This window comes from Bradyrhizobium sp. HKCCYLRH1034, assembly GCF_051168375.1.
Taxonomy (GTDB): Bacteria; Pseudomonadota; Alphaproteobacteria; order Rhizobiales; family Xanthobacteraceae; genus Bradyrhizobium.
On the sequence record NZ_JBNPUW010000028.1, the window covers coordinates 1 to 8,189 of the forward strand.

General features: G+C 56.5%; 5 protein-coding genes. 3 read left to right on the forward strand and 2 right to left on the reverse strand.

Going from position 1 to position 8,189, the window contains the following annotated elements; translation table 11 throughout:
• Nucleotides 1–333: 333 nt before the first annotated feature.
• Nucleotides 334–1,902, reverse strand: a complete 1,569-nt coding sequence (locus ACQR0W_RS33450) for a hypothetical protein (RefSeq protein WP_316172077.1) — start codon at nt 1,900–1,902, stop codon at nt 334–336.
• A gap of 436 nt (nt 1,903–2,338) precedes the next feature.
• On the opposite strand from ACQR0W_RS33450, the gene ACQR0W_RS33455 reads away from it, so the two are divergent.
• The 3 genes from ACQR0W_RS33455 to ACQR0W_RS33465 all read left to right on the forward strand — a co-directional run bounded on the left by ACQR0W_RS33455 (nt 2,339) and on the right by ACQR0W_RS33465 (nt 7,053).
• Nucleotides 2,339–4,768, forward strand: a complete 2,430-nt coding sequence (locus ACQR0W_RS33455; RefSeq protein WP_316187491.1) for a CHAT domain-containing protein — start codon at nt 2,339–2,341, stop codon at nt 4,766–4,768.
• Between the two features lie 85 nt (nt 4,769–4,853).
• Nucleotides 4,854–5,612, forward strand: coding sequence for a CHAP domain-containing protein (locus ACQR0W_RS33460; RefSeq protein WP_316172079.1), 759 nt, complete (start codon nt 4,854–4,856; stop codon nt 5,610–5,612).
• Complete coding sequence (locus ACQR0W_RS33465) at nt 5,605–7,053, forward strand: trypsin-like peptidase domain-containing protein (RefSeq protein WP_316172080.1); 1,449 nt, start codon at nt 5,605–5,607, stop codon at nt 7,051–7,053. Before ACQR0W_RS33460 ends, ACQR0W_RS33465 begins: the two co-directional genes overlap by 8 nt.
• A 137-nt stretch (nt 7,054–7,190) precedes the next feature.
• Here ACQR0W_RS33465 and ACQR0W_RS33470 read toward each other — a convergent pair whose 3' ends face one another.
• Nucleotides 7,191–7,976, reverse strand: a complete 786-nt coding sequence (locus ACQR0W_RS33470) for an HNH endonuclease (RefSeq protein ID WP_316172081.1) — start codon at nt 7,974–7,976, stop codon at nt 7,191–7,193.
• Nucleotides 7,977–8,189 lie beyond the last annotated feature (213 nt).

Here is an 8,189-nt window from a genome sequence, read left to right on the forward strand (position 1 = left end):
GTCTGGCTCACCGCTCAAGGCCCATGACAAGCCCCGCCGGGAGGTGGCCGAGGGAGGAACTGGCGGAGAGGGAGGGACTCTGCGCCAATTATCTTCCTTCCGTGTCCCAATTTGGCAGGCGTTTCGTGCAGATGGCGACGCCGCTGGTACCAATGCTGGTACAATTACCGGTACGAATGAAAAACGCAAGCCCCCGCCGCACTCCGATATTGACCGGCGCGGCCTGCCTACGAATGCCCCTAGCCGTGCCTGCCACGCGCGACCGCGGCGCCGCCGCCGCGCTCCGGCACCACTTGTTAGCCCGCTGACTTGTTGGCTTGCTGACTTGTTAGCTTATTGGTTGGTAGGCTTGCTAACTTGCGCGCTTGCCAACTTGCTCACCCGCCAGCTTCTGCGCTCGGATTCGGCGTTTGCTTGTGGCTCTTTCGGCTTTGGTAGCGGCGTCACTTTCAGGTTCTTGCCACAGAACCTGGAAGCTGGGACGGCCTTTTCCACGAGATCGACATTCTGCTGCAGGGTTACCCATCCGATCCTTCCGTCGCCATCCAGCCAGACACGCAGAGCAACTGCATCGTCGTCCGCGAAGACAGGTTGATTTGGGGGCTTCGCGCTGAACGCCAAGAACAATCCATCGCCCTCCGTATCGGAAGTCAGACACGCGATACGAAATGCGGCAGATGGGTCCGCGCTAATGAACCTTTTTAGGAAATCATCGCGCGTCCAGAACGCTCCCTCCGTCGGACCGTCGAATGGCGTTCCGGGAAAATTCACGACATAAATCTTATCGGTGAAGAAACTATCGACATCCCCCCTGTTCTGACCGCGCGAGAGCGTGTACCCGCCAAGCGCATACATCGCGAATTCCAGGCGCTTCTGGACGCGAGCGAACTCTTTGTGTGGCGGCCTCGGACTAAGGTCATCTCGGTAGAAGAACGCCTTCGCCGAACCGGCATCATACACCGGCTTTTCCATATAGCGTTTCCACAGGGCCACATGACTGAGTCCCGAAAGCGCATAATCCGACCCCATACAAGTCAAGGTTTTGGTCTGGTCGAAGCCGGAAAGCAGCGTCAGCAACACCAAACCGTACGATATGTCGTCGGGGGACAGATTGCGATCCCTCATTAACGCATCGAAACGCCGACAACTTTCGGCCAAGTCACCTACCGCCTTGTCCGCTATTTTCAACGTGGTGTAGGCATCTTTGACGATGTTCTCATATGGTCCAATCAGGTCGGGATCTTGAGTGACCGACTTAATCTTCGAGAGACTTACCTTCACGGTGCTGTAGGGGGTGCGGACCGTATTCACGCCCTGGTACAATGGCTGCGATTGCGTAACGGTATTGCCGCGATCAAGCTGCGAATACAATTTCGTCAATGGATCGTTGGCCTGCGAGGCGGCTTTCAGGACGTTGGTTGCCGGTCCGACGCCAGCAAATAGCGGCAGGATGGGAAGGGCCACCTGGATTAGACCGGCAACACCTGCCGCAAGAGGGCCGGGCTGGTTGGTGTCGGTCTTGTTCGCCGTCGCAGCTATAAAAAGCTTGTCACGTCCCGAAACTGCGAAGCTGGTATCGCATTTTTCGTTCTTGAATATGCTACGGCTCTTTTTGTCTCCAGATACTGAGAAAACAGTAACGGCTGCTTTGGCATCGGAGGGCAGCTGAGAAGACGAAAGCCTTGTCGGGGTCAGCGCAACTATGTGACTGGTGGTGACGGAAGTCTGAACGAACGGTCCCCAGTCGATCAGACCAGGCGAGCCAATTGAGGCGCAAGACAGATCGACTTTGTAAAGTTCATCGGGATTCGGAAGTCGACGCTGCTTTGGAGGAATGATTCGAAGCAACTGGTCCTTATCGGCCGGATCCAGCGACCTAGCTTCGGGTCTGTTCCCGATCAAGCAAACTCCGCCGATCGATAGCCCAGTGCACTCCTGCGACTGAGCAGGTGCAGTGAGCGATATGGAAAACAGTACCGCGACTCCGGCTGAACACCACCTGATCATCGGCCGCCCTCATCAAAAGCCACAAGCGTAGACCTAAAGATCTTTGGTTGTTTGATATGGATCAACAACCAATGCAAGAAACTCGCCTTAGTTGTATTATATGAGGACGAGTCGTAGAGAGCTACTCAGGTTTGCAGCACTGGCTGCATCCTCGTCGCTCGCCCCCCGCTCTTCCAGCGGGGAGCAACCGGGCGGCACCCTGGAGCCATGTTCGCCGCCTGATGGCTCGTCTCTGCCCTCAAGTCATCGCCACTTCCTTGTTAGCTTGGTCCAGTTGCTGGCTGACAAGGATTTCCGACCAAGCCGACTGGCGCCTCTACGTCCAGGCATCGTGAACCAGTGGGCGGAATTGTGCTCGAGCGAAGACGACGTTCGTACCTGGTGCGCCGAGCTGGAGCGTTGGGTACGTTGGTATCGGCTCTACGCGTACTGGCTAACTGACCTCTTCCAGCAGGTCGCGATGACGCGCCAGTCAGTCTATTTCTTCTGGGCCTGTCAGCTCTATTCGGACGCGCAGACGCTCTTTGCGGACGATCTCGCGTTATCATCCCTGGAGACGGCGTACTCTCAGTACCTCGAAAATCAAGTCGCTCTCGGGAAACCTTTTGAACCGATCGGCGATGAACTAAGATCGAAACTGCATCATTCTTACGACTTTTATCATCGCTGGACGCGTCCTTTTGAGTATTCGGACTCAAATCCTTGCGCTGTTCACCTCTACCTTCGCCTGAGTCAACGTTGGCTGATCGAAGCCGCCCGCAAGCACTACCCCGCATTCGACATCAGAAATGCTGATGCGCTCCGGATCATCATCTCACAATGCGAGAGTGATGATGTCGCCTTTTACGCAATCTTGGCCCGACGCTTTCTCGGCCTGTTGCTGGCGGAACAGAACCAGTTTGGGCTAAGCATCGCCGAATACGAGGCTGCTCTCGCTGAGGCTCGCAGGCTCAAGCTGGACACAGAGATCGGACATCTTGAGCGTCTGCTTGGGCACGCTCAGCGGCAGATAGGAAATCTGGAAGCATCCCGGTTCCATTTCGAGAAAGCGTTAGAGTACGAGAAGCAAGGTCCTGCTTTTGCCTATACGTCGTACTGGCAGGCTTTATCAGCCCGAGAGCTGGGCGACACTCTTTTCCTCTTGGCGGGGCAGACTGCAAATGTCGACGCCGGAAGGCCAGGCACCAAAGCAGTCCGGGTCGACGACCCCGAGAAGTTGCGCCCAGCGCTGCTTGCTTACCGCGCCGGCCGCGTACATCTCGATGCACACCTCACCATTCAGTCGCCTCTTCCGCTTGCTCGCGCCGCCAAGCAGCAGCTTTTTCGCTCCTTTTCCACCAATTCGGTGAAGGCTGCATGTCTCCTGCAGTCCACCATCGACATGCTGGCCGAGGTCGAATGGAATGGTCCACGACAGATTACCGAGCTGGTCTCGGAAATCGCGGCAACCCGCAACGAGCCTCGTACCGCTGTGGCAGAGTTTCGCCGCAGGCGAGCTATCTACTATAGCTCGCCAAATACGATGCCGCCCAATTTCGAAGACTATCTTGCCAGTGCCACTCAGCATTACGCCGAACGAAGGCAATATCTTAAAAGCTCGATCGCGTTACAGCCGATGCTCTTCGACTTGCTGTCAAGCGACAAGAACGCCCGGCGAGCATTGGCCTTGCGTCTGCCCAAAACGATATTCCTGCTGTTCCATGTCGGAACCCATGAGAGCATCATGGTCTTGGCAGACGTGGAGTCCGGGGCGGTTGCTCCTTTCAACGCTCCGTTTGGTGAACACGACCTGCGTCCAATCCACGAAGAGTACCAGAGAGCCACATCGGATGATGGCAGCGAGGGCGTACATAGGAGCGCATTAGATAAGCTCCTGTTAAGCTACGCGAATCTACTCGATCCCTTGCTTGAGCCAATACTGAAATTCTTGCCGGACAGACATTTAAAGATCTTTCCGCGTCTCCAGATGAATGCCGTGCCGCTTCATGCCGTTCGCATAAAGGGGAAAATGCTGATCGACCACTGCGCCTCACTCAGCTACGGGCAGACACTGGGTCTATTTCTTGAAAACCATCGCAAGATTTTGTCCCCTGAGCAGGGCGTGACGCTGCGCTACGTCTCGGGTGAAGGTGTCCCATTTTACGACCTTATCGAAACGAAGCTCCAAGAGATTTATGGAGGAATGTGCATTTCCGAACGGCCCGAGGGGTGGCCGCAGTTGATGGGGTCAATTTCGGCCCGTCCTGCATCCGACACTCTGTTCGCATGTCATGGTTTCTACGATGCTGACAATCTGGATGGCAGTTATCTAAGACTTGCCGGTGATCGCAAGGTCGGATTCTCCGAGATTTTCGCACAACTCGACCTGCGCGGGTGCCGCAGCGTCATCATGGGGGCGTGCGGCAGCGGTTTGGCTCGCGCAGAAATCGGCGCCGAGTATATCGGTCTGCCGAGTGCAATGCTCGCATCAGGGGCACAGCACGTCTTAGGCGCGCTTTGGACAATTCCTCAATTGGCCACGGCTGTATTGATGCTTCGCTATCTGGAGCTGGCCAAGAGCAGCGACGTTTGCAGTGCCCTCTGCCGGGCTCAGTGCGAAGTCAGGATGATGACGAGGGATGACCTCTCGGCCTGGCTTCAAAATATGGCCCCTGCGAACCCCGAACTGCCTGCTGTGTTGGGTGAGATCGCAAGAATGGATCAGTATCCGTTCGAACATCCCTATCACTGGGCCGGGCTCCACGCCGTCGGCGACATATGATGTGAGGCTAGGCCGGTCAAACAAGACGTCGAAAGTCCGTACTAACGAGAGGTGCAGTATGATGCTTATCAGTCGACGAGTGGTCTTGACCGGTGCCGCATCGTTCATTTTGACCAGTGCTGCTGGCGCGCAGCCTGCGATTGATTGGAGCGCCCTTACCAAGGAAGATACCGAAGCACCGAGCATTCCTGATGCTCTGAAGGATTTCGCCAACCAACCCTCACTCAATGGCCCGATTACCGGCTACCAGCCCTTCGGAACTAGTCCCGCAACACCGGAGGAGGAAACGCTCGCCAAGAAGCTGTTGGATCAAGCTCCCACGAATTGCAGTCCCATCGAAGTGGCGCTCTATTTTCTGGATGTCGCTAACGGCAAGTATGGGAAGGAGCTTCGCCCCTACACGACTGCGTGGCCGGTTCGGTGGAATCCGGTGATAGTTGGATTCTTTGCATCCACCAATACGACGCCCAGCGGAGATACAACGGCGTGGTGCGCAGCATTCGTAAACTATTGCTTGATACGTTCCGGCATCGGGAGAAAGCCGATTAGCGGCGCAGCGGACCCTACATACAGTGCGGCCTCAGCTTCGTTCAGGAACTGGGGAGCCAAGGTAGCTACGAAGGCGCAGCCGGGCGACATTGTCGTGTTCAAGAACAACAGTAATCCGAATCATGGTCATGTTGGCTTCTTCGTCACCGAGGACGCCGACAGCGTTCTTGTATTGGGCGGAAATCAATTCGAAGGCACCCCGGTCAGGCACGCGATCAACCGGAAGAGGATTGGGAAACATGGCTCGGTGCTCGAATTACATTCCTACCGGACCGATCCGCAGTTGCATGCGTAGCGCGGCGCTCACGTTCGCAGCATTGCTTTCGTCTTCCGCAGCGATCGCTGCACCCTACCAGGACTCTGGGCCGGCAGTCGTTCGCCTCCATATCGAAGGGATATTCAAGGAACAGGCTGAAGCGCTTAAATCTATGCCTGAAAAGGAAAAGCAAAAGAAAAGATTCTTTGACAGCTATGCTACCGGATTCGTTGTGTCGCCAGATGGACTTGTCATGACGGCGGGCCATGTGGTGCCCAATCCGACAGAATTCGAACAGGACACGCTGGTGATCGAGGCCCGCTTGCCCCATGATGATGCTCGCAATTTGCTTGTGGCCAGCGATCCGCCATTAAGGCTCAAAGTCGTGAAATCGGCCACGACACCTCACGACGTCGGATTGTTGAAAATTGAGAATGTTCAGGCTCCCCTAAGATTTCTTCGCCTCTGCGACGATTACAATATGGACGAGGCGCTTGTCCTGCTTGGATATTTTGGTGACGACAGGTTGGCAAGTCGACACGGTATCGTGTCCAAGCCCGCCATTGATCCGCTGCCAGTTGTAATGCAAATGCCCATGCACAAGGGCGATAGCGGCGGACCGGTGTTTAATTCCAAGGGCTACGTAATAGCGATTGGAATCGGACAAGAAGAAGTCAATTTTGAACGCGTCGAATTAATGAGCCGTGCAGAGTTGATCCGAAGCGCGATCGCTTCGATGTCGCCTGAAACCAAGGCGTTGATTGGAACGAGCTACGATCCGGCGTGCGACAAAAAATTGGCTGCGCCTCAGGGGCCGATAGCCGAGGTGCGACTTGATAAGACCTCGACCGTCGAGCTTGGCTCTGGCCAGACGACGAAACTGACACAGGCATTTCAAGCGCCCCCGGGAAGCGTTTTTGAGGAGATCGTGAGGGCAGATGCGAAATCAGACGCGGAGCGCGTTTCGGCAACCCCCTCAGGTACGGCAATCCTGGGCGACGGGAAGACGATTCAATTGACGATCGAGGCGAATGCGGGCACCGAAAGCAAGAGCATTCTCGACGCCTTGCGGGAGACGCTCGGCTCTCCAACCAAGAGAAAGCCAGCGCCAGCCTCGATCAGCAGTCGAGTGGTGGCGCGAATCAAGCCTTCGGAGCCACTGGTTGCATCAAGCCAACTCCAGCCGGAACTTCGATCCTACTTGGTTTCGAAGACGCTCGACATTCACAAGTCGGCGGCGACACGCCAAGACTATTCCGATCAGATTCCGGCACCCAAAGGTTACCGGTTTCAGGAGATCGTAAGCGTAAGCGTGGTCGGTATGAGCCACTCGCCTACAGACGGGATCGAGACTGTCGTCGGTGGCGAAGGCAACTTCATCAGCGCGACCTACAGTCTTGAGAGCGGGCCGGTTGATAATCCTTGGAAAGCGTGGATCGATGCGTTTGTCACGGCAAAACTGATCCCTATTGGTAAGTAGTCCGTCGGATTCCCGCCCGCCCGCTTTCAGTTGCAGAGCCGATTCGACGTGGTCGTGCTCAGATCACATGATTCGGACAAAATTGCATAGCGTCGCAGCAACGCTGCACGAAAGAGCAGGCATTTTCTGCGCTCGCTTCACCCGGTCGGCTGTTTGACAAAGAAAGTGATACAACCCTTGTTGTCACCATAGAAGGGTCGGTCGAACATCCAATGGACCGTTCCCGACAAGGCCAGCCCGTTTTGCACGAGGTCGGGACCGTTGGCCTCGACAGGGCGAATATGGGCCGCATTCATTTCGGCACGTCCGCCGCCGTTGATCAGTTCCAGCCCGGTGATGGCGCAACGTTCGCCATAGGCTCGCAGTACGATCTTGCGGAACAGGCGATCTTGGGCGATACGCGACGTCAGACGCTGGATGCGATGGCGGAGCTGCTCCGACGCCAATGGCGTTTGATCCTCTTCAAACCCATTAAGGGGGTGGCCGGTCTCCGGCATACGCGGCAACAAGGCGTCTCGATCATCCAGACCGCGCTCGATGATGCGCTGAAAGTCCTCCGGCGAAATCGGCCGCACAGCCGCCTGCGCCCGGCCCGAGATCTTGCCCGTCTCGTTGAGCAGACCCCGCTCGACCGGACCGTTCTGCTCGCTGAAAGGAACCGGGCTGACGAATTCGAGGTATGAGCCGGGCTGAATGAGCGCGAGATACATATCGGGCGCCTTCGGATCTGGAATGATCCGCTCGACCCGAGCGATCGCGAAATAGCCGCGCGTTCCAAGCACTTTCGTCGGCTCTAAGTAGACAATCCAATCTCCGACGCTGCCCTGCGCGCGGCCGAGATATTGTTTGGGAAATTGGTACTGCTCCGCCGGACTATCGTCGTAGATCGAATCAGTCCGATGCATGAAGACGCGGTAGCTCATGCAGGCAGCTTAGCTGAGCGACTCGGATGGAAGCAAATGTCGTAGCCAGCCGAGATCGCCGTGTCGCTGTACTTAGGAGTACGACGCTGTACGTCGATGCACGACGCCGCAACCGGCTTGGGCCGTGCTTGAAGGACCCATAGCCGACGTCGAACCAGGCGTCCGTCAGCCTCGCTTCGAACTACCTGGCGGTGGCGCGCCGCTCACGCCCGG

Excerpts from the sequence above, each read along its gene's own strand:
- ACQR0W_RS33465 (WP_316172080.1), top strand. The coding sequence starts at position 5,605 with ATGCGTAGCGCGGCGCTCACGTTCGCAGCATTGCTTTCGTCTTCCGCA.
- ACQR0W_RS33470 (WP_316172081.1), bottom strand. The coding sequence starts at position 7,976 with ATGAGCTACCGCGTCTTCATGCATCGGACTGATTCGATCTACGACGAT.